We start from the raw sequence: 18,885 nt of genomic DNA, 5'->3' as shown, positions 1-18,885 counted from the left end.
CGAACAGACAGAACGCGCTCCGGTGCCGTGAGAACTCGCACAACCCGGCCGAGAAACATGCTCGAGTTGTCGACCTCCATCGCACACACCAGGTACGGTCAACCTAGGGACCTTTGCTCCCGGTTGACAGCACTGCGCCATACACGGAACCGGTCGACGCGTTTGCGACCACGCCCGAGGGCGGCAGATAACTGGCAACCTGGACAGACGGTTGCACGCGGACAAGGAAGTAGGGACCCACGAGATGGCGCGCATCGGAGATGGCGGCGATCTGCTGAAGTGCTCGTTCTGCGGAAAGAGCCAGAAGCAGGTCAAGAAGCTCATTGCGGGACCAGGGGTGTACATCTGCGACGAGTGCATCGATCTATGCAACGAGATCATCGAGGAGGAGCTCGCCGAGTCCAGCGAGGTCAAGCTCGATGAGTTGCCCAAGCCCGCCGAGATCCGGGACTTCCTGGAGAACTACGTGATCGGGCAGGACACTGCCAAGCGCACCCTCGCGGTGGCCGTGTACAACCACTACAAGCGCATCCAGGCAGGCGACAAGGGCCGCGACAGCCGCGGCGAGGTCGTCGAGCTCACCAAGTCGAACATTCTGATGCTCGGCCCGACCGGCTGCGGCAAGACCTACCTCGCGCAGACGCTGGCCAAGATGCTGAACGTGCCGTTCGCCATCGCCGACGCGACCGCGCTGACCGAGGCCGGGTATGTCGGCGAGGACGTCGAGAACATCCTGCTGAAGCTGATCCAGGCCGCCGACTACGACGTGAAGCGCGCCGAAACCGGCATCATCTACATCGACGAGGTCGACAAGATCGCCCGCAAGAGCGAGAACCCGTCGATCACCCGCGATGTCTCCGGTGAGGGCGTGCAGCAGGCGCTGCTGAAGATCCTGGAGGGCACGCAGGCGAGCGTGCCGCCGCAGGGTGGGCGCAAGCACCCGCACCAGGAGTTCATCCAGATCGACACCACCAACGTGCTCTTCATCGTCGCCGGTGCGTTCGCAGGCCTGGAGAAGATCGTCTCCGATCGCACCGGGCACCGCGGCATCGGTTTCGGCGCCGAGGTTCGCTCCAAGGCCGAGGTCGACACCACCGATCACTTCGCCGAGGTGATGCCGGAGGATCTGATCAAGTTCGGTCTGATCCCCGAGTTCATCGGCCGTCTCCCCGTGGTCGCCTCGGTGACCAACCTGGACAAGGAATCGCTGGTCAAGATCCTCTCCGAGCCGAAGAACGCGCTGGTCAAGCAGTACATCCGGCTGTTCGAGATGGACGGGGTCGACCTCGAGTTCACCACCGACGCGCTCGAAGCGATCGCCGATCAGGCCATCCTGCGTGGCACCGGTGCTCGCGGCCTGCGCGCCATCATGGAGGAAGTCCTGCTGCCGGTGATGTACGACATCCCCAGCCGCGACGACGTCGCCAAGGTGGTCGTCGACTCGGATACCGTCACCGAGAACGTGCTGCCGACCATCGTGCCGCGGAAGGCGCAGCGGACGGAGCGCAGGGAGAAGTCGGCGTAACCGACCGCACCGAATTATCCGAAAGAAGCCACTGCTGACGCGGTGGCTTCTTTTGGTAGGTGTGGAGACCTGTCGAACGGGGTACCCCTCCTTCAAGGTTGAGTAGACAGCCCAGTTCTGGACGCCTAGCTGCGTCGGAGCGAAACGCATTGCCGGCCATCGAGTTCATCGGCCGCGCGCGACAGGACCGAGGTCCTCATGTCGACCACTCTGGCTTCCCCCGCAGCACTGATCGGTACCACGTCCAGACCGGCCCCGCTGCCCCTCGGGCGTGCGGCGCCGAGCCGACCCGACCCGGCGGACCGACTCAGCGTCTCCGTCACCGCACCGAGCGATGCCGTCACCCTGTGCGCCCTAGCAGGTGAGGTGGACTTCTACACCGCCGACCTGTTCCGCTCTCGGCTGATCGGGTCGCTGAACACCGCGGCCCCGCTCGTGGTCATCGATCTCTCCCAGGTGACGTTCTTCGGCGTCGCCGGTCTACACGTGCTGATCGAGGCACGCACCTGGGCCGGGCACACCGACCGCCATGTCCGCCTGGTCACCGGCCCCCGCTGTGTCGACCGGCTCCTCGAAGTCGCTGGTGAGGTGGCCGACTTCGACACCGCAGACAATCTCGCCGACGCGGTCCTGGATGCCGCCTGATCCCCACGGCTGACGAGAAGCGGTGGCGGTCACTACGATTCGATCATGTTTGCCCGCCGCCGCCTCGAGCGGAAGATCGACGCCCTGAACGTCAAGGTCGACTTGATTCTCGACCACTTCGGGATCCAGCAACTCCCTGCTCTTCCCATCGTGCCGATCAAGCCCGCGTCCACCACGACGCACTCAGCGGCAGGCGGCTTCGCCGAGGTCGACGAACTCATGGCTCAGGGCAAGAAGATTCAAGCCATCAAGCGCTACCGCGAACTGACCGGTGCCGGGCTCAAGGAAGCGAAAGACGCAGTGGAACACCGCTATCCGTACTGAAACTCCGTATCCGACCGTGCCGCAAGCTGTTCCAGGGTCGGCACCGCCCGCGTTCGGCACGCGGGCGGGTTTCCGGGGGAGCTCTCAGATTCGGGAGTTGGACGGGTTGCGGCCAAAGAGACCGGACAGATCGCGGTCACGTTCGGTGGCTTCCGGCGGAGTGCCTGCCATGGGGTGGCGGCGTTCCTGAATTTCGAGGGTGGCGCGGGTGATGGCGCGGTCGTAGCGGGTGCTCGCGGCGTCGTGGATGAGCAGGGCGACGCCGATCATGGCGGGGGCGACGCCGTGCACGCCCGCGTCGAACCAGCGTTGGTCACGGACGTGCGGGTAGGTGTTGAGGCCGATTGTCAATGCGAGCAAAGCGAATTCGGCCATCAGCACCTGGCTGCGGCTGAGCTGCACGCCCCACTCGACGACCTTGCTCGTGCCGATCATGATGATCACCAGGCACACGCTGATCATCGCCTCGACGAGATAGCTGAACCAGTACAGCGGATCGGTCGGCCCGCCGGGCGCGATGTTGTGCTGCACGTTGACCGCCGACCACAGCATGCCTGCGACTACGACCGCAGCCAGCGCGCGTAACGACCAGGTTCGGTGCTGATATAGCGAGGCGAGCTGTGCGTGCGGGCTCGATTCGCGTCGCTGTGCGGCAATCGCCTTGCGCGCCATCAGCACATCGCGAATGTCGGCCTTCTCGATCGACTCGCTGGTGTGCCGTGCGCGGTCGGCGGCCGCGGCCATGGCCTCCGCCTGCTTCCAGCGCTGGCCGCGGTCCTGCTCTCGAATGCGTTCGGCCAGTTCGCGTTCCTCGATCAACTCGGCTTCCGACAGTGCGTCGGTCAGCGCCGGATCGTATTGATACGCGAGGCGCCCGCGGGCCCGCTCCACGCGCAGCGCCAGCTGCGCGACATCGTCGATGGGATGTTCGTCGGGCATGCGGCTCCAAACTTGGTGGGCGGAACGAGACTCGACTGATCGCGGGAGCGAACTGAACTACTCGGACGCCGGCCGCCTGGCGGCGGCACAGTGACCGGGTAGATGATAGCCCGCGTGAGCCTCGTTGCACCCGGCATGCGGTGATGCAGGTTATTCCGCTTCGCTGTGCATGTCGTCCTGGCTCCAGAAGGCGCGCATGCGGGTGATCTTGCCCGCCTCGTCGAACTCCATCACATCGATCGGTGACAGGGTGAAACGGTGTCCGCCTGCCCTGGTGACGATGGTGAACTGGAAAGCCGCCTCGGTGCCTGCGACGCGCACGGTCTCCGGACTCAGCGCGGTCTCCCGGTCGAGTGCGGCGATGATGTCGTAGAACTCGCGGATGGCGTCGTGGCCGCGGCGGACCGGGGTGCCGACGGGATCCTCGACGGTCGCGTCGGGTGCGTAGAGGTCGACGATCGCCTCGGTCGGGCCCGAGCCGACCAGCTTGACGTACTGCTCGACCACATCGCGGATCTGCTTGGTCATCCGAACTCCTGCCGAATTGAAACCTGTTCTAATTCGGCACCCTAGCAGTCCGCCTGCGGGGGCGGTCAAGGATCGGTTCCGCGCTGTCGTTGCGCAGACCGCGGCGATCGACGTGGTTCGCGCCGCTGGCAAGTCCCCCCGAAAGTTGGCATGCCCCCGCAGTCGTTCTTTTGTGGAAAACATCCGCACAAAGGGACACGGTGACGACCGGAAAACCGCTCGCGCCCGCTGCCGGGAATCGTCATTGATTCCCCGTGGTTCGCCGTTGAACCTTCATCCCGCGCTGATGCTTTCGTTGGATTTGTCGCTGAGACCGGCAGCGGTGTTACGACTTCTTCGACGCCCGTCAGCGGGGTTCCTTTCGTCCGTTTCGTCCGCTGATTACTGGTTTCGACGGGACCAATCCAGGAAACTCATCGCTAACTCCGCCGAGTCGATCCCGGTGTGTCGGCCTTGCGCTGCCGGTGAAGTGCTGTTTACTCGGTCCGGTCAACCAGATGTTCGAGTGACGAGTGGAAGCGGAGGAGACATGGCACTGCCTACCATGACCGCGGAGCAGCGCACTGAAGCGTTGGCCAAAGCGGCAGCGGTCCGCAAGGCGCGCTCCGAACTGATCGGCAAGGTGAAGGCGGGCAAGGTTTCGGTGGCCGACCTGCTCAAGAAGGCCGACTCCGATGAGTTGGTCAAGAAGACCAAGGTGGCCGCCGTGATCAAGGCGCTGCCGGGTGTCGGACCGGTGAAGGCCGCCAAGCTGATGGATCAGGCGGAGATCCCGGAGGATCGCCGGATCGGCGGGCTCGGCGCACGTCAGCGTGCGGCACTGCTCGACGCCCTGAAGGACTGACGGGCGCTCGAGTTCAGAGCGTGACCGGGGATCGAACCCTCACGTCGGTGGCGTGGCTGTGCCTCGCGAAGGACCGCCTGCTCGCGGTCCCAACGGCGTAGTTCAGCCCCCAGCCGCACAGACATGCAAATGCCCCACAGCGCCGAGATGGGCTGTGGGGCGTTGTCGTGTTGGCGCAGTCAGTCGCGTCGACGCGGCGGACCCGCCTGTCGGCGGCGCGGGAATCGGACGTTGATCGGGTTCGGGTCCGTCAGCGGGATATCGCCGCGCGGCGGCAGCAACACCGCGGCGAGGCCGAGTGCGACCAGCAGGGCCGCGCTGACCACGCTGATCGTGAAACTGACCGTGCCGTGCTCGGCAGGCCGGTGGAAGGCGTGATAGACGACGTGCGGGACGCTGAACGTCAGCCAGCCGATGCCTGCGACGCGCGCGACGGCGGTGCCGTTGAGGACGAGCGCGGCGATGGTCACCGCGGTCAGCGCGAGGAAGAAAGCGCCGACGTCGCCGGCCAGATGATGGTTGTACGGGCCGTCCACCGAGATCCACTGCATGCCGAAACCGGGGAAGCTGGTGTACCAGGAGTGCGGCGCGAAGGTCGCCCACAGGCCGACGACGGCGCCCTGAACAGCCAATACCGCCAAGACGATTCGGGTGGCGAGCAGGCGGCGGCGGTACTGCTCGAAGCGCATCCGCACCCGCAGACCCTCTTGCGTGCCCTCTACTGAAATCCGCATCGGTCTCTCCGTTCCCCTCCGATCACGTGCTGTCACGGTAAGTCGGACACGCGGTGACAGGCAAGGAACGTTCAGGCAGGCAACGAGTCCACGGTCGGCGCGGTGCTGATCCGATCAGGGTGCGTGTAGACGTTCATCGTGTCCCCTCGCAAGAAACCGGCCAGGGTGAGGCCCGCCTCGGCAGCGAGATCGACCGCGAGCGAACTCGGCGCCGAGACGGCGCCGAGCATCGGAATGCCCGCCATCACCGCCTTCTGCACCAGTTCGAACGAGGCGCGCCCGCTCACGATCAGCACCAGATCCCGTGCGGGGACCAGGTTTTGCCGCAGCGCCCAGCCGATCACCTTGTCCACGGCGTTGTGCCTGCCGATGTCCTCGCGCACCGCGAGCACCTCGCCGTCGGCGGTGAACAAACCGGCCCCGTGCAGGCCGCCGGTCGCCTCGAACAGGGTTTGCTTGCCGCGCAACGTATCCGGCATGCCGGCCAGCACCTGGGTGTCCACCACCGGTCCGCCGCCTGTGATCGGAAACCGGGTGCGGGTCCGTACCTCGTCGAGCGCGGTTTTGCCGCACAGCCCGCAGGCGCCGGTGGTCATGAAGTTGCGGGGCCGCACCTGCACCGGGTTGCGCAGCGTGAGGTCGAGAACGTTGTAGGTGTTGCGGCCGTCCTCGTCGGCGCCGGCACAGTAGCGGGCCGCCATGATCTCCTCGGCAGCGCCGATCATGGCCTCGCTCAAGAGAAATCCGTGCACCAGGTCGACGTCGTTGCCCGGCGTGCGCATGGTGACGGTCAATGACTGCCCGCCGATCCGGATTTCCAACGGCTCTTCGACGGCCAGGGTGTCGGGGCGCTGGATCTCGCCCTGCGGCGAGATCCTGCGCATTCTGCGGCGGGCGGTGACTCTACTCATGGGAGGCTCGTTGCAGTCTGATGGTGACGGACTTGGATACGGGGGTGTTCGACCGGGCCGCGACATGGTCCAGCGGGACAAGGGGATTGGTCTCGGGGTAGTAGGCCGCGGCGTTGCCGCGCGGCGTCGGGTAGCCGATGAGCCGGAAACCCTCGACGCTGCGCTCGGTACCGTCGGTCCACTCCGAGATCACGTCGACGAGATCGTTTTCCGCGAAGCCGAGTTCGGTGATGTCGTCGGGATGCACCAGCACCACCTTGCGGCCGCCGTGCACGCCGCGGTAGCGGTCGTCCAGGCCGTAGATGGTGGTGTTGTACTGGTCGTGGCTGCGCAGCGTTTGCAGGATCAGCCTGCCCTCCGGGACCGGGGTCCAGTGCAGCTCGTTCACCGCGAAGTTGGCTTTGCCGGTGCTGGTGCGGAATTCGCGGCTGTCGCGCGGCGGGTGCGGCAGGACGAAGCCGTTGCGGGCCCGCACCTTGGTGTTGTAGTCGGCGCAGCCGGGCACCACCCGGGCGATCGCGTCGCGGATGGTGTCGTAGTCGCGCCGGAAGGTGGCCCACGGGACCGGGTGATCGGCGCCGAACAGGGTCAGCGCGAGATCGCAGACGATCGCGACCTCGCTGCGTAGGTACTTGCTCACCGGGTCGAGCCGACCGGTGGACAGGTGCACCATCGACATCGAATCCTCCACCGAAACCTGCTGTTTCACGCCGTCGCGCAGGTCCTTGTCGGTGCGGCCGAGGGTGGGCAGGATGAGCGCGGTGCTGCCGTGCACGACATGGCTGCGGTTGAGTTTCGTGGAAACCTGCACGGTCAGTGCGCAATTGCGCAGCGCGGCCTCGGTCACCTCGGTGTCGGGGGTGGCCGACACGAAATTGCCACCCATCCCGAAGAACACCGACGCCCGGCCGTCGCGCATCGCGCGGATGGCATCGACCGTGTCGAAGCCGTGCTTACGCGGGCTGACGATGCCGAATTCCTTGTCCAGCGCGGCGAGGAACGGCTCCGGCATCTTCTCCCAGATGCCCATGGTGCGGTCGCCCTGCACGTTCGAATGCCCGCGCACCGGACAGACACCGGCGCCAGGCTTGCCGATCATGCCGCGCAACAGCAGCAGGTTCGTCGCCTCCTCGATGGTGGCGACACCGTGCACCTGCTGGGTGAGGCCCATGGCCCAGCAGATGATGATGTTCTTCGACTCGGTCATCCGCCGTGCGGTGCGCTCGAGTTCGGCCATGGTCAGGCCGGTCGCCTCCAGCGCTGTGTCGAAATCGACTGCGCGCACCTGCTTTTCGTACTCGGCGAAGCCGGCGCAGTGCGCGTCGACGAACTCGCGGTCGACCACGGTGCCCGGCGCGCGGTCCTCCGCCTCGAACAGCAGCCTGCCGAGTGCCTGGAACAACGCCATGTCGCCGCCGAGCCGGATCTGCAGGAAATCGTCGGCGATGGACACGCCGCTGGTGAAACCCTTGACCGTCTGCGGATCGCGGAAGCCGAGCAACCCGGTCTCGGGCAGCGGGTTGATCGCGACGATCTTGGCGCCCTGTTCTTTGGCGTTCGCCAGCGCGCTCAGCATCCGCGGATGGTTGGTGCCCGGGTTCTGACCCGCGACGATGATCAGGTCCGCGGCCGCGAAATCGTCGATCGAGACCGAACCCTTGCCGATGCCGATCGAGCTGACCAGGGCGGCGCCCGAGGATTCGTGGCACATGTTCGAACAGTCGGGCAGGTTGTTGGTGCCGTACGCGCGGACGAGCAGCTGGTAGAGGAAGGCGGTCTCGTTGCTGGTGCGACCGGACGTGTAGAAGACGGCCTCGTCGGGAGAAGCCAACGCGCCCAAATGATCCGTGACCAGTCGGTACGCGTCGTCCCATGCGATGGGGGTGTAGTGGGTGGCGCCGGGACGCAACACCATCGGATGCGTCAACCTGCCCTGCTGGCCGAGCCAATACCCCGACTTGCCCGCCAGCTCGTCGACCGAGTGCTCGGCGAAGAACTCCGGGGTGACCGTGCGCAGCGTCGCCTCCTCGGCGACCGCCTTCGCGCCGTTCTCACAGAACTCGGCAGGACGGCGATGCCCGGTCGGCTCCGGCCACGCGCAACCGGGGCAGTCGAAGCCGTGCACCTGATTCACCCGGGCCAGGGTGCGGGCCGTCCGGATCACGCCCATCTCGCCGACCGCGCGCGTCAACGACACCGCCACCGCGGTAACCCCGGCGGCTTGCTCCTTCGGCGCGGTCACGGATAGCGCGGACTCGTCGATGTCCTGGGTCGGCCCGTTACGGTGCATGGCTTTTATTGTCCTCTTTCGCGGTGTCTGAGTCGGGTGGTGGACCAGCTACTTCGATGGTATGCACTCGGGACGCCACGGGTGCGGAACATGCGTGCTGCTCCAGGCCGACCCTAACGGTCGGCGGGTCGCGAAGGCGGATCGACGGATCGGGTGCGCCGCAGCGCACGAGCGGACATGTGCGCCACGCCGTCGACGGCCGCGGCACCCCTGCGCGAGCGTTGCCTTGCTGGGTAATTGCCGGAAGCGGGCAAGCCGGAGTTGGCTCCACGTTGGCGCACAGGGCATTACGATGCAAGGGATCGCACGCCTAGCAAGGGCACAGCCGATGGGGACGCTCGCACCAGCTACGAAGCGTGCCGACGCAGCGCGCCGGCAGGTGATATCTCGCCGCGTGAATCGCCTGTCCGCTGCCGCCTTCGGAATCCTCTATGTGGTTGCGGTGATTGGTTTTTCGCCACAATCGAGCTCGGGCGGGCCGACCTCGGCGCCGCCGACACCACCGCCGGTCACACAGGTCCAGCCGGCCGACATGCCGAGCGACGGTGTCGTGCCCGAGGGACCCGTGCCGCCGCCGAACGAGGACGCGGCGATCCACGACCAACCGGTGCCGCTGCCTCCGCCGCCTGCGGCGGTACCGCCTGCGCCATTGCCGGATGTCGCTGAGTCGGTGGAGGGCGCTGGGGCTCAGGATCGGCCGGTGTCGCCAGTTCCTGTGCGGCAGCCGACGAGTCCGTCGCCGCCGCCACAGGACGGTGGTGGGACGCGGGACGGGCCGGTGTCGCCTGCTCCGCAGCAACCGGCACCGCCGCCACAGGACGGCGGTGGGACCAGGGACGGGCCCGTATCGCCTGTTCCCGCGCAGCCGCCGCCACCGGTTCAACCGGACAACGGCTCACGGGATGCGCCGGTGCCGGACGAGACGCTCGGCCCGACCATCCCCTTGCCGCCGCTGCCCAGATTGCCTGATCCGTGCGGCTGGTCGGATGGGCCGACCTGTCCGACGACTCCGCCAACGACCACTCCGCCGACGACTACTTCGCGACCGCCCGATACGTCGAAGCCGCCGACATCCACCGAACCGCCCGCTACCTCGGTACCGACGACACCGCAGCGGCCAACCGAGGTGCCGACGCCTCCGCCGGTCGTGACCCCGCCCCCGCCCCCGCCGGCCAAGCCGGACGTCATTGTGCCGCCGCGGACCCCGGTCGTGTTGCCCCCAGCTCCCGCGCCGCCGCAGGCGCCACCTGAATTACGGCCCGCCGCATTGGATCTCATGCCATCGGCAGTCAGCCCCGGTGCCGGTGTCACGGCCACCGGCCACGGTTGCGATCCGCAGGCACCGGTACAGATCGCCATCGGGAACGTGGCGCTCGGCAAGACAACGGCCGGAGCCGACGGCGCGTTCGAGGTGCCCTTGGCCACCGGCGCCGTCGACGTCGGCAGGCACGAGGTGCAGGCGAAGTGCGGCCGGACCCTGGTTGCGCCGCTGGATGTGGTGCTCGTCGGCAGCATCGGGGCAGGCACCTCGACGCTGACCGTGATTCTGTTCTTCCTCGTGCTCGGCAGCTGGTATTACGGCAACCGCCTCGTCTCGCATCTACCAGCGCGGAGGGGCGAATGACAGCTCGAGCCAACGGTATCGGGCACGCTGTCTGGCCGGTGCTGCTGTTACTGGTGCTCCTGTGGACGGCGGCGCAGGCGGGCGCCCGACCTGACGGTGTGGACATGGCCGCGAACATCGATGGGCGAGATGTCGCGAATACGTCCGGGCAACAGCCGATGCGGCTCGAGCCGGGCAGCACCGTGCAGATCGCGATCGAGTTGACCAACAACACCGGTGCGCCGCTGCAGATCCGGCAGGTCGAGCTCGCCGGGCATGTGCTCGGGCTGAGCTTCTTCTCCTACTCCACTGCGGTCGAATTGACCATTGCCCCAGGAAAATCCGAGTCGTTGCGGTATCGGCTCGAGCTGCGCGGGCTGGCGGGGCAGGCGACCGGGCTCATCGGTGGCGAGCTCGCCGTCTACGGTGCGAGCGGTGCTGCGGTGGCCGCGATCCCGATGGTGACCGACGTGCGCGGTTCGCTGTGGTCGGTGTACGGATTGTTCGGTATCGCGTTGTTCGTGCTCACCGCCCTCGCCATCGCGGATGCCGCGGTGGCCGTTGCGCGGCACCGGCTTTCGGCGAATCGATGGCAGCGCGGGCTGCGGATGCTCGCGCCGGGGCTCGGGATCGGGCTGGTATTCGCGTTCACCGCGTCGGTGGCGCGATGGTGGGTCCCGGATACTGGACTGTGGTTGGCCTTCGCCGGTGTCGCCGCCGCCGTGTCTTTCCTCCTCGGTTACGCGTCGCCGACACCGGAACCGGACGAGGACGACCTCGACGACGCCGCCGACCCGGACGACATCGAGTCGGCCGACACCTACCGCTTCCCGGCCGGAGGGCCGACGCCGTGACCGAGCAGGGTGAGCGCGTGCGGGCGGCGTTGCCCGCCTACGACATCGGCGCCGAAGTCGGCAGGGGCGGCTGCGGGGTGGTGCTGGCGGGCACCCACCGTCGACTGCGCAGGCCGGTCGCCATCAAACAGATTCCGCCGCAATTCGCCAACGACGACCAGGTTCGCCGCCGTTTCATCGCCGAGGCTCAGGTGCTCGCGGCGATCGATCATCCGCATGTCGTACGGGTTTTCGACTACCTGGAGCACGGCGATCTGTGCCTGCTGGTCATGGAATACCTGCCTGGCGGCACGGTCGGCGAGCGATTCGCCACGGACGGTTACGATTCCGCGACCGCCGTCGCCATCGCCCTCGCGTGCGCGGCCGGACTGGAAGCCGCCCACCGGCATCACATCTTGCACCGCGACGTGAAACCGGCGAACCTGATGTTCGCTGCGGGCGGCGCGATCAAGCTCACCGACTTCGGCATCGCCAAAATCGTCGGCGGCGAAGAGACCTTGATGACCAAGGCGGGGGACATCATCGGCACCCCCTCGTACATCGCACCGGAACAGGCTCGTGGCCAACAGCTTTCGCCCGCAACCGACGTCTACGCGTTGGCGACCATGTTGTATCAACTGCTTTCGGGAGTGCTGCCGTTCCCACCCGGAGACGGCCCGCTCGCCATGCTGTTCGCGCATGCCTTCGACGATCCGATACCCCTCACCGAAGTCGCCCCCAGTGTCCCGGAACCCATTGCCGCAGTGGTCATGCGCGGCCTGGCCACCAACCCGGACCACCGTTTTCCCACCGCCGAAGCCTTCGGTATCGCGCTGGCTCAACCGGCCGCGCACTGCTGGGGGCAGAACTGGCTACCGCCCGTAGGCATCCCGGTGATAGGCGCCGACACGATCGTCGCGGCCGCGACGGGCGCCACGCCCAGTCGTCACGCTCCGTACCCCAGCTATACCCCGCAGCCAGGCCGCGTCGTTCACCCCGGTCGCCCGGTTCACCCCGGCTCCCCGTCCGGGCCCACCCCACCGCCTGGTCCTGCCTTCCGGACTGCCCCTACCTTCCCCGATGCCGGAACCCGTCCGCCCCCAAGCGATCTGCTCCCGACCGCCGCATACCAAACTCCGCCCCCGTTCCGTCCGGTGCAACCAGGCCCACCTAAAGAGCACGGCCAGCAGCCTTCCCCTGCCGACGAGACTGTGACCTTTCCACCGAGGCCGGCGCAGGATGTGGCTCCGTCCGGACCAGTCGGGCGAACACCGTCGGCGGAGGAAACATCGTCCGACGCCGCCCCTCCGACAACACAGTGGGGTTCGGCCGGACCTTCGGTGGAGGGCAAGGACCCGTCCGGGGCAACTGCGCCGCCGTTCGGGCCTGCTCTTCCGAGTACGCCGCCGTCTGCCACCGGGGCCTCGGCGACATCGGCGGGGCCGTCCCGACCTTCGGCCGTGGTCCCGCCTGCTTCGCGGACGGCCCCGCCGACCGCTCCACCGGGCGAAGGGATTTCGCCTGCAACTACGAGCGGCGCAGCGGGAACGGCCGAGGGGAGCCCGCCGCTGTTCGGTCCCGCGCTGCCGAGTGTGCCGTGGTCTGCGACGGGTCCGCCGTCGTCTTCGACTGGGGCACAGCGACCTTCGGATGCGGCTCGGCCACCCACCAGCGGGACCGCGCCGCCGACCGTGCAGTGGTATCCAGGCGGCGCGCAACCGCCTGCCGGCCGTCTGGCACCTGGTTCTCGACCTTCAGGGCCAGTTCCGCCCGCAGGAACCGGTCCACCGGCGTCACCTCGGACCCGTGGTCAGGGCGCACCGCCATTTCGTCCGCCGGTGACGCGGGTGCGACCACGGCAGGTGATCGCGGAGCGCGGGGCGCTGCTGGTCGAGATCGATCGGCGGGATCTGGTGCCGATTCAGGAGGTCGTCAGTTTCTCCTCGGCCAAGGTGCCGTTCGCGCTCGCTGCGGTGCTTGCGGTGGCGGCGGTGCTGCTTGCCGTCCTCGGGGTCGGCGGATCGACGATCGGCGGCGACCTAGCGCCCGGCACGGTCACGCTCGGCGGTGTCGATCCGGCAACGACGCCCGTCGAGATCGATCTGACGAAGCCGATTCCGTTGCGCGTCACCGGGGTCGACGCGCAAGCCGCTTCGCTGCGGGTGACGGTGCTCGGGGTGCCGCTCGGCGGTGAGATCGTCCCGTTCGTGCCAGGCGACCAAAGCGCGGCGCTCCCGTCGCCCGTCAACCAGTACGTCATGGCGGGCACGCTGACCGGTGAACTCGTCCTGCTGCGCAACGGCACCGCCGTCCACACCGAACGGGTCGAACTGCATGCCGTACAGCGACCGACCACCACCGCGACCACGGCGGGTGTCGCGCTACTCGCTCTCTTCGCGGTGTCCTACCTCGAGTCGAACATGCGCCGCTTGCGCAGGGGCCGTGGTGGTTTCACCAACACCATTGGTCTCGCGGTCAGCGCCGCCCTGCTCTCTGTTGCCGTCGTCGGAGCCGTCTGGATTCTGCTCGGCAATCCACCCACCGTGACCACCATCGCCGCGTCCGCCGCTCTCGCCGCGTCCGCTGGTGTAGCCGCAGCCATCGGCGCCCGCCGAACCGGCAAGCGCCGCCGCTATATTCGGCGCGCCCGCCGCCGCTCTTGACATCTGTGATGCGCAAGGCGGGCGCTTCGGCGGTCAGGAGGCGGGGTGGTCTTCGGGGCGGTAGGTGAGGATTCGTTCGCTGATGCGGACGCTCCAGCCGGGGAGGAGTTCGGTTGGGGCCGTGCTTATCCGGGTCCACTGGTCGGTGCCTGGCGGAGCGATGAAGGTGCCGGAGGTGTCGGTCGCGTCGCGCACGAAGACCTTGCCTCGGTCGACGGAGACGTAGGCGTGGACGCGGGAGACGTGCCGGTCCCGTTGGATCACGATCGGGGCGGCGGTGGCGGTGCGGACCGAGTCGTCGGCTTGGGGTCCACGGCCGATGACGTACGGGCGGTCGAGCGGGTAGGCGGTGCCGTTCTCGAGGATCAGCGTGCCGATCGTTTTGTGCAGCGGTGCCGTGGTCGGCCGCAGCACACGAACGCTGCGATCTGCCGAGGCCTTGTGCAGCGCAACGGTTTCGGGTCGATCGATGGGCGGCGGCCACGCGTTCGCGGTGGAACGGTTGCCGACGGGCGGCCGCGGCCGCGCCAGCGGTCTCGACGGTTCGGCGCGCTTGGCGTTGCGCCCGCGCACCGGGGCGGCGGCGGTGGATACGGATGCGGCTGTCGACGATGCGGTTGCCGAAGGCGGCTGGTCCCCGGAAGCCGAACTCGCCGAAGTCGAAGCCGCAGCGGACTGCCCGGCCGACGATGCGACCGCAGGCGAACCGGCGGACTTCCCGTCGACTGCCGCCTCGGCACCGGTCGGTTCGGGCATGGCGGTAAACCCGGACGCAGCCGTGGCATCCGGCTCGGGCGCGGACGATGGCGTCGAGGACCGGGCCGCCGCAGCACCCTTGGCCCCCTTGCTGGCCCGGCGCAGCGCCACCTGCAGCACGAATCCGCCGCCAGGAACCACGCCGGCACGCAGATCGGTGCGCGGCGCCGCCGTCAGCGAACCTGCATCGTCCGAACCGACGGTGATCCGCCGCAGCGGTTCCCGCACGATCTCGTCGACCCAGGTGAACGCCCGCGCTCCGGCCAACCTTCTGGTGCCTTCGGCACCGCTGATCTCGGCGAATACCGGACCGCGCAACAGGATCAGCGTGCCGTCGGCGGTCGGCGCCACCAGGCCGAACGGCGGCACATCGGAGGTGCTGCCGAAAACGACGGCGGCCAACCGCTGAGCCAGCGCGGCGCCGGGATGTTCCGTGTCCGCGACGGCCTCGATCGTGCCGAGTATCCGGTCCGTTGCCGCGGTTTCAGCACTCAGATACACGACGATGCCACCGAAGCGCGCGATCAGGCCGTGGCCTGGCGCGATACCAACAGTGGGTGACTTGCTGCGCACCCGCGCCCTCCCTTCTGGCGCACTACCGACATTCGCAGCCAGCATAGAGCGTGCACCTGAGCCGGTTCGGTGCGTCGTACGTCGCGGGTGCGGGCTCGGCGGCCGCGCCGTGCCTGTTGAGCAGACCGGAGCGCGGATCGAATTCGCCAGCGCCGCCGGGTTTCTGGTTTCGGCGGCAGCGTCGCGGAGGCCGAGGGGAGCAGCGGGCACAGCCGACTCCGACTTATGCGTCCTGCCGCATAAATGTGGTGACCGTCTCGGCCGCAACATGTTCCGGCGCGGGCAAATTCATCGAGCTCAGTCGGTGAAGGCCGCGACGTTCTCCTCGACCCATGAGGTGAAGCTGCGGGCCTTGCGTCCGGTGATGGCGGCGACGGTGTCGGTGATCGGCGCCGGGATGCCGTCGGTGCGCCGCCAATAGTCGAGCAGTCCGTCGGCGATCTCGGCGGGCATGTGCGCGCTCACCTGCTGTTTCCATGCCTCGGGCTGGACGCGGTCGATGGTGACGGGCCGACCGGTCACCTCGGCGATGCACTCGAGTTGCGCGCGGAAGGTGAAGGTCTCGGGGCCGGTCAAGCTGTGCTGGGTGCCGCGGCCTTCAGTCTCGGTGAGCAGGGAGTGCGCGACCGCGGCGATGTCGCGCTCGTGGATCGGGTCGGTATAGGCGTCCGGATAGGGAAGGCTGATGGGCTTGCCTGCTTTGATCGGTCCCGCCCAGGAGCGGGCGTTGCCCGCGAAGGCGCCGGGGCGCAGCACGCTGGTGGTCATCGGCGCGGTGGCGAGGCCGAGCTCGGCGTCCAAGTGCGCCTTGCCGATCGGGTTGGCCGCGGCGTTCGCGCCGAGCACCGATGCCGACGACAGCAGCACGATGTGCTCGACACCGGCTTCGGTTGCGGCGGTGACGAATTCGGCGATCGTCGTGGCCTCGGCGTACAGGAACGCCGACGTGACGCCTGCAAGTGCCGCGGGAAACGTGGTGGGGTCGGTGAGGTCGCACGCAACAGTCGCTATGCCACTTGACACCTGGAGCTGTTCGGGCTGACGGGAGCCGACGCGCACGGCGAGACCGTCGCTGTGCAGCATGGCCGAGAGTTCGGTGGCGACCGCGCCGCGGCCACCGGTAATGAGAATCATGGGAGTTCCTTGGGAGAGAACTGAATCGATGCGGGATGGGCCACGGTCGACGCAGCGGTGTGATGTCGAACAGGGTCCGTCACGAACGTTGTTCGGTGAACTCAGAGTAGGGAACGAACGTCGTTCGTGTCAAACGTTGTTCGTCTCAGCGGTATGCTCGGCGTCATGAGCGAACGAAGTGAGCGAATCATGTGCCAGCGCGCACCGCGCATGGCGGAGCCGAGCGCGAGCGCGAGCGAGGCGTAGCCATGAGCGATGCGCCCGTCAGTCGTCGAGCCCGCCCGGCCAAGGCGCCACTGAGCCGTGAGGTGATCATCGAAACCGGCCTGCGCATCCTCGATCAGGAGGGCCTGGCCGCGCTGACCATGCGCCGGGTCGCCCAGGATCTCGACACGGGTGCGGCCTCGCTCTACGTCTACGTCGCAAACCGCGACGACCTGATGGCCGCGATGCTCGACCACGTACTCGGCACCGTTCCGGCGCCGAGCGGCGGCAGCTGGCGTGACCGGCTGAGCGAGCTGGTCAACGCGGCGGTCGCCGCGATGGCCAGGCACGAGGGCGTTGCGCTCGTCGCGCTCGGTGCGATCCCGACCGGGACGAACGCGCTCGTGCTCGTCGACAGGATGCTTGCGCTGCTCGCCGAGGCCGGCGTCGCGGAACAGGCCAACTCGTGGGGCGTCGACCTGCTGTTCCTGTACATCACCGCCGCGGCCGCCGAGCAGAGCGCGTACAACACCAAGGGGATGCGCGCCGAGACACACATCGCCGAGGTGTCGAAGCGGTATGCCGAACTGCCTGCCGACCGTTATCCGATGATCGTTTCGATGCGCGAGGCTCTGGTGTCCGGTGACGGCGATGCGCGGGCACAATGGGCGCTTCGCGTGCTGATCGACGGCATTCTCGCCACACCGGCCCCGCGAATCAGCGAAGATGCGAGGAGTGTCCGTGATTCGCTCGGCGACTGAGGCCGATCTGCCCGTACTGCAAGATATCGAGACGGCGGCGGGAAAACCCTTCGCGGACATCGGGATGACGGCGGTGGCCGAGGACGAGCCGCCGACGCTGGACACGCTGCGCGAATTCCAGCGCGCCGGGCGCGCGTGGGTATGGGTCGACGCGACGGATCAGCCCATCGGCTACCTGGTGCTCGGTGTGGTCGATCGCATCGCACACGTCGATCAGGTGTCCGTCCGTCCCGATCGTCGCGGCGAACGGATCGGCAAACGCCTGATCGACCACGCCGTGCGATGGGCGAAAGCCCAAGGAATGCAGGCGATCACGCTGACCACCTTCACCGACGTCGCCTGGAACGGCCCGTATTACGAGCGCATCGGGTTCCGCTACCTGACCGACGAGGAACAGACCCCTGGCCTGTCCGCGATCCGCGCCGCCGAAGCCGCGCACGGCCTGGACGAATGGCCGCGCGCCTCGATGCGAGCCGATCTCGACACTTGGTCCTTCGACACAACCGTCTGATCTCGGACCGAAAGTCGTTGTGGGTGCCCCGGTCTAGGTGACCGGGGCCAGCGCGGCGATGGCCGCGGGGGTAGCCGCGAGCCGGTCCTCGGCGACCAATCCGATCCGGGTCCGCCGGTCGAGCAGGTCGTCGGCGTCGAGCGCTGCTTCGTGCGTGACGGCGAAGTGGAATTCCGCTGCGGTGACGTCGATTCCGGGCGCCACCGGCAGTGCGAGCGCCGGATTGTCTTGGGCTGCGGCCAGAACCGTGGCGGCTTCGCTTCCGTAGCGATCGATCAACACCGGCGACGCGTCGATGCGATCCCGCGCCGCACCGGATACCGCGCCGACCAGTGGTAGTCGTTTGGTGCGGCACGGGCCTGCGAGGAAACCGACGCCGGACACCACGGCGTCGACCGCATCCTCGGCCATCTGGCGATAGGTGGTGAGCTTGCCGCCCACAACGGTGATCACGCCGCTCGGCGAGCGCAGCACCGCGTGCTTGCGGGAGATGTCGGCGGTGCTGTCGTCCTCGGTCTTCAGCAACGGCCGCAGCCCCGCGTAGGTGCCGCGAATATCCGCGCGGGTCAACGGCTCTCGCAGGGCGGTATTGATGGTGTCGAGCAGGAAATCGATCTCGCCCTCGGTCGGTTTCGGCTCGTCTGGCACCGGGCCGGGAGCGTCCTCGTCGGTCAAGCCGACGTACACCCGCCCGTGCGCGGCGGGGAACGCGAAGACGAAGCGGCTGGTGCTGCCCGGCACCGGGACGGTCAGCGACGCGCTGAGGCCGCCGAACGATGCCGCGGCGAACACCAAGTGGGCGCCGCGGCTCGGCCGCAACTCGATGCTCGGATCGACCTCGTCGGCCCACACGCCGGTGGCGTTGACCACGGAGTCGGCGCGCACGGCCATCGTCTCGCCGGTCGATGTGTCCCGAAGCGTCGCCGAATTGCCTGTCACATCAAGAGCTTCCACCCGGGTGAGCACCGTCGCGCCGTGTGCGGCCGCGGTGCGCGCGAGGGCGACCACCAGTCGCGCATCGTCGACCAGCTGTCCGTCCCACGACTGCAATCCGCCCCGCAGACCGTCCCGGCGCACCGTCGGCGCGAGCCGCAATGCCTCGGCCGC

General features: G+C 67.9%; 18 protein-coding genes. 10 read left to right on the top strand and 8 right to left on the bottom strand.

Annotation, left to right across the window (positions count from 1 at the left end; all coding sequences use genetic code 11):
- The first annotated feature begins 244 nt into the window (after window positions 1–244).
- The 3 genes from clpX (at window position 245) to NA11_RS40905 (ending at window position 2,494) form a co-directional block, all read left to right on the top strand.
- A complete protein-coding gene (clpX, locus tag NA11_RS40915) occupies window positions 245–1,525 on the top strand; it encodes an ATP-dependent Clp protease ATP-binding subunit ClpX (protein WP_014982582.1) in 1,281 nt (426 codons plus the stop codon).
- Window positions 1,526–1,723: 198 nt separating this feature from the next.
- Entirely contained in the window at window positions 1,724–2,170 is a 447-nt protein-coding gene (locus NA11_RS40910) for an STAS domain-containing protein (protein WP_084655524.1), read from the top strand.
- Between the two features lie 45 nt (window positions 2,171–2,215).
- Window positions 2,216–2,494 carry a ribosomal protein bL12 gene (locus tag NA11_RS40905; RefSeq protein WP_069167493.1) on the top strand — a complete coding sequence of 93 codons (279 nt, stop codon included), beginning with the start codon at window positions 2,216–2,218 and terminating at the stop codon, window positions 2,492–2,494.
- An 84-nt stretch (window positions 2,495–2,578) separates the two neighbouring features.
- Here the strand turns inward: NA11_RS40905 and NA11_RS40900 are convergent, their stop codons facing one another.
- Both NA11_RS40900 and NA11_RS40895 read right to left on the bottom strand, forming a co-directional pair.
- A complete protein-coding gene (locus NA11_RS40900) occupies window positions 2,579–3,433 on the bottom strand; it encodes a hypothetical protein (protein ID WP_245746549.1) in 855 nt (284 codons plus the stop codon).
- A 150-nt stretch (window positions 3,434–3,583) separates the two neighbouring features.
- On the bottom strand, window positions 3,584–3,961 hold the full coding sequence (locus tag NA11_RS40895; RefSeq protein WP_069167492.1) for a nuclear transport factor 2 family protein: 378 nt from the start codon (window positions 3,959–3,961) through the stop codon (window positions 3,584–3,586).
- A gap of 529 nt (window positions 3,962–4,490) precedes the next feature.
- Between NA11_RS40895 and mihF the strand changes: the two genes are divergently transcribed.
- Window positions 4,491–4,805 carry an integration host factor, actinobacterial type gene (mihF, locus tag NA11_RS40890; protein ID WP_029895202.1) on the top strand — a complete coding sequence of 105 codons (315 nt, stop codon included), beginning with the start codon at window positions 4,491–4,493 and terminating at the stop codon, window positions 4,803–4,805.
- A gap of 179 nt (window positions 4,806–4,984) precedes the next feature.
- Here the strand turns inward: mihF and NA11_RS40885 are convergent, their stop codons facing one another.
- The 3 genes from NA11_RS40885 to NA11_RS40875 all read right to left on the bottom strand — a co-directional run bounded on the left by NA11_RS40885 (window position 4,985) and on the right by NA11_RS40875 (window position 8,740).
- The gene (locus NA11_RS40885; RefSeq protein ID WP_069167491.1) at window positions 4,985–5,539 is read right to left on the bottom strand and encodes a hypothetical protein; all 555 of its coding nucleotides are present in this window, start codon (window positions 5,537–5,539) and stop codon (window positions 4,985–4,987) included.
- 71 nt (window positions 5,540–5,610) lie between these two features.
- Window positions 5,611–6,450 carry a formate dehydrogenase accessory sulfurtransferase FdhD gene (gene fdhD / locus NA11_RS40880; RefSeq protein WP_069167490.1) on the bottom strand — a complete coding sequence of 280 codons (840 nt, stop codon included), beginning with the start codon at window positions 6,448–6,450 and terminating at the stop codon, window positions 5,611–5,613.
- Window positions 6,443–8,740 carry an FdhF/YdeP family oxidoreductase gene (locus NA11_RS40875; RefSeq protein ID WP_069167489.1) on the bottom strand — a complete coding sequence of 766 codons (2,298 nt, stop codon included), beginning with the start codon at window positions 8,738–8,740 and terminating at the stop codon, window positions 6,443–6,445. Before NA11_RS40875 ends, fdhD begins: the two co-directional genes overlap by 8 nt.
- Before the next feature lie 972 nt (window positions 8,741–9,712).
- On the opposite strand from NA11_RS40875, the gene NA11_RS40870 reads away from it, so the two are divergent.
- Genes NA11_RS40870 through NA11_RS46475 form a run of 4 tightly spaced genes read left to right on the top strand, consistent with a single transcriptional unit; the run spans window position 9,713 to window position 13,839 of the window.
- Window positions 9,713–9,991 carry a hypothetical protein gene (locus NA11_RS40870; RefSeq protein WP_069167488.1) on the top strand — a complete coding sequence of 93 codons (279 nt, stop codon included), beginning with the start codon at window positions 9,713–9,715 and terminating at the stop codon, window positions 9,989–9,991.
- A gap of 25 nt (window positions 9,992–10,016) precedes the next feature.
- Complete coding sequence (locus NA11_RS40865) at window positions 10,017–10,364, top strand: hypothetical protein (RefSeq protein WP_069167487.1); 348 nt, start codon at window positions 10,017–10,019, stop codon at window positions 10,362–10,364.
- Window positions 10,361–11,197, top strand: a complete 837-nt coding sequence (locus tag NA11_RS46930) for a hypothetical protein (protein ID WP_245746548.1) — start codon at window positions 10,361–10,363, stop codon at window positions 11,195–11,197. The genes NA11_RS40865 and NA11_RS46930 overlap by 4 nt, the downstream gene beginning before the upstream one ends.
- The gene (locus NA11_RS46475) at window positions 11,194–13,839 is read left to right on the top strand and encodes a serine/threonine-protein kinase (RefSeq protein ID WP_245746547.1); all 2,646 of its coding nucleotides are present in this window, start codon (window positions 11,194–11,196) and stop codon (window positions 13,837–13,839) included. Before NA11_RS46930 ends, NA11_RS46475 begins: the two co-directional genes overlap by 4 nt.
- Window positions 13,840–13,872: 33 nt before the next feature.
- Here NA11_RS46475 and NA11_RS40840 read toward each other — a convergent pair whose 3' ends face one another.
- Both NA11_RS40840 and NA11_RS40835 read right to left on the bottom strand, forming a co-directional pair.
- On the bottom strand, window positions 13,873–15,168 hold the full coding sequence (locus tag NA11_RS40840; protein WP_069167482.1) for an FHA domain-containing protein: 1,296 nt from the start codon (window positions 15,166–15,168) through the stop codon (window positions 13,873–13,875).
- Between the two features lie 297 nt (window positions 15,169–15,465).
- On the bottom strand, window positions 15,466–16,302 hold the full coding sequence (locus NA11_RS40835) for an SDR family oxidoreductase (protein ID WP_069167481.1): 837 nt from the start codon (window positions 16,300–16,302) through the stop codon (window positions 15,466–15,468).
- A 248-nt stretch (window positions 16,303–16,550) separates the two neighbouring features.
- On the opposite strand from NA11_RS40835, the gene NA11_RS40830 reads away from it, so the two are divergent.
- Window positions 16,551–17,267, top strand: a complete 717-nt coding sequence (locus NA11_RS40830; protein ID WP_069167480.1) for a TetR/AcrR family transcriptional regulator — start codon at window positions 16,551–16,553, stop codon at window positions 17,265–17,267.
- Window positions 17,248–17,778 (top strand): GNAT family N-acetyltransferase, encoded by a 531-nt coding sequence (locus NA11_RS40825; RefSeq protein WP_245746546.1) that lies wholly within the window; start codon window positions 17,248–17,250, stop codon window positions 17,776–17,778. Before NA11_RS40830 ends, NA11_RS40825 begins: the two co-directional genes overlap by 20 nt.
- Window positions 17,779–17,811: 33 nt before the next feature.
- On the opposite strand, the gene NA11_RS40820 is transcribed toward NA11_RS40825, so the two are convergent.
- Window positions 17,812–18,885: glycerol-3-phosphate dehydrogenase/oxidase (locus NA11_RS40820; RefSeq protein ID WP_069167478.1), on the bottom strand; the 1,074-nt coding region annotated here is incomplete at its 5' end.

Source organism: Nocardia altamirensis NBRC 108246 (genome assembly GCF_001612685.1).
In the GTDB taxonomy this organism is placed as follows: Bacteria; Actinomycetota; Actinomycetes; order Mycobacteriales; family Mycobacteriaceae; genus Nocardia; species Nocardia altamirensis.
This window is presented reverse-complemented; position numbering and strand designations above follow the sequence as displayed.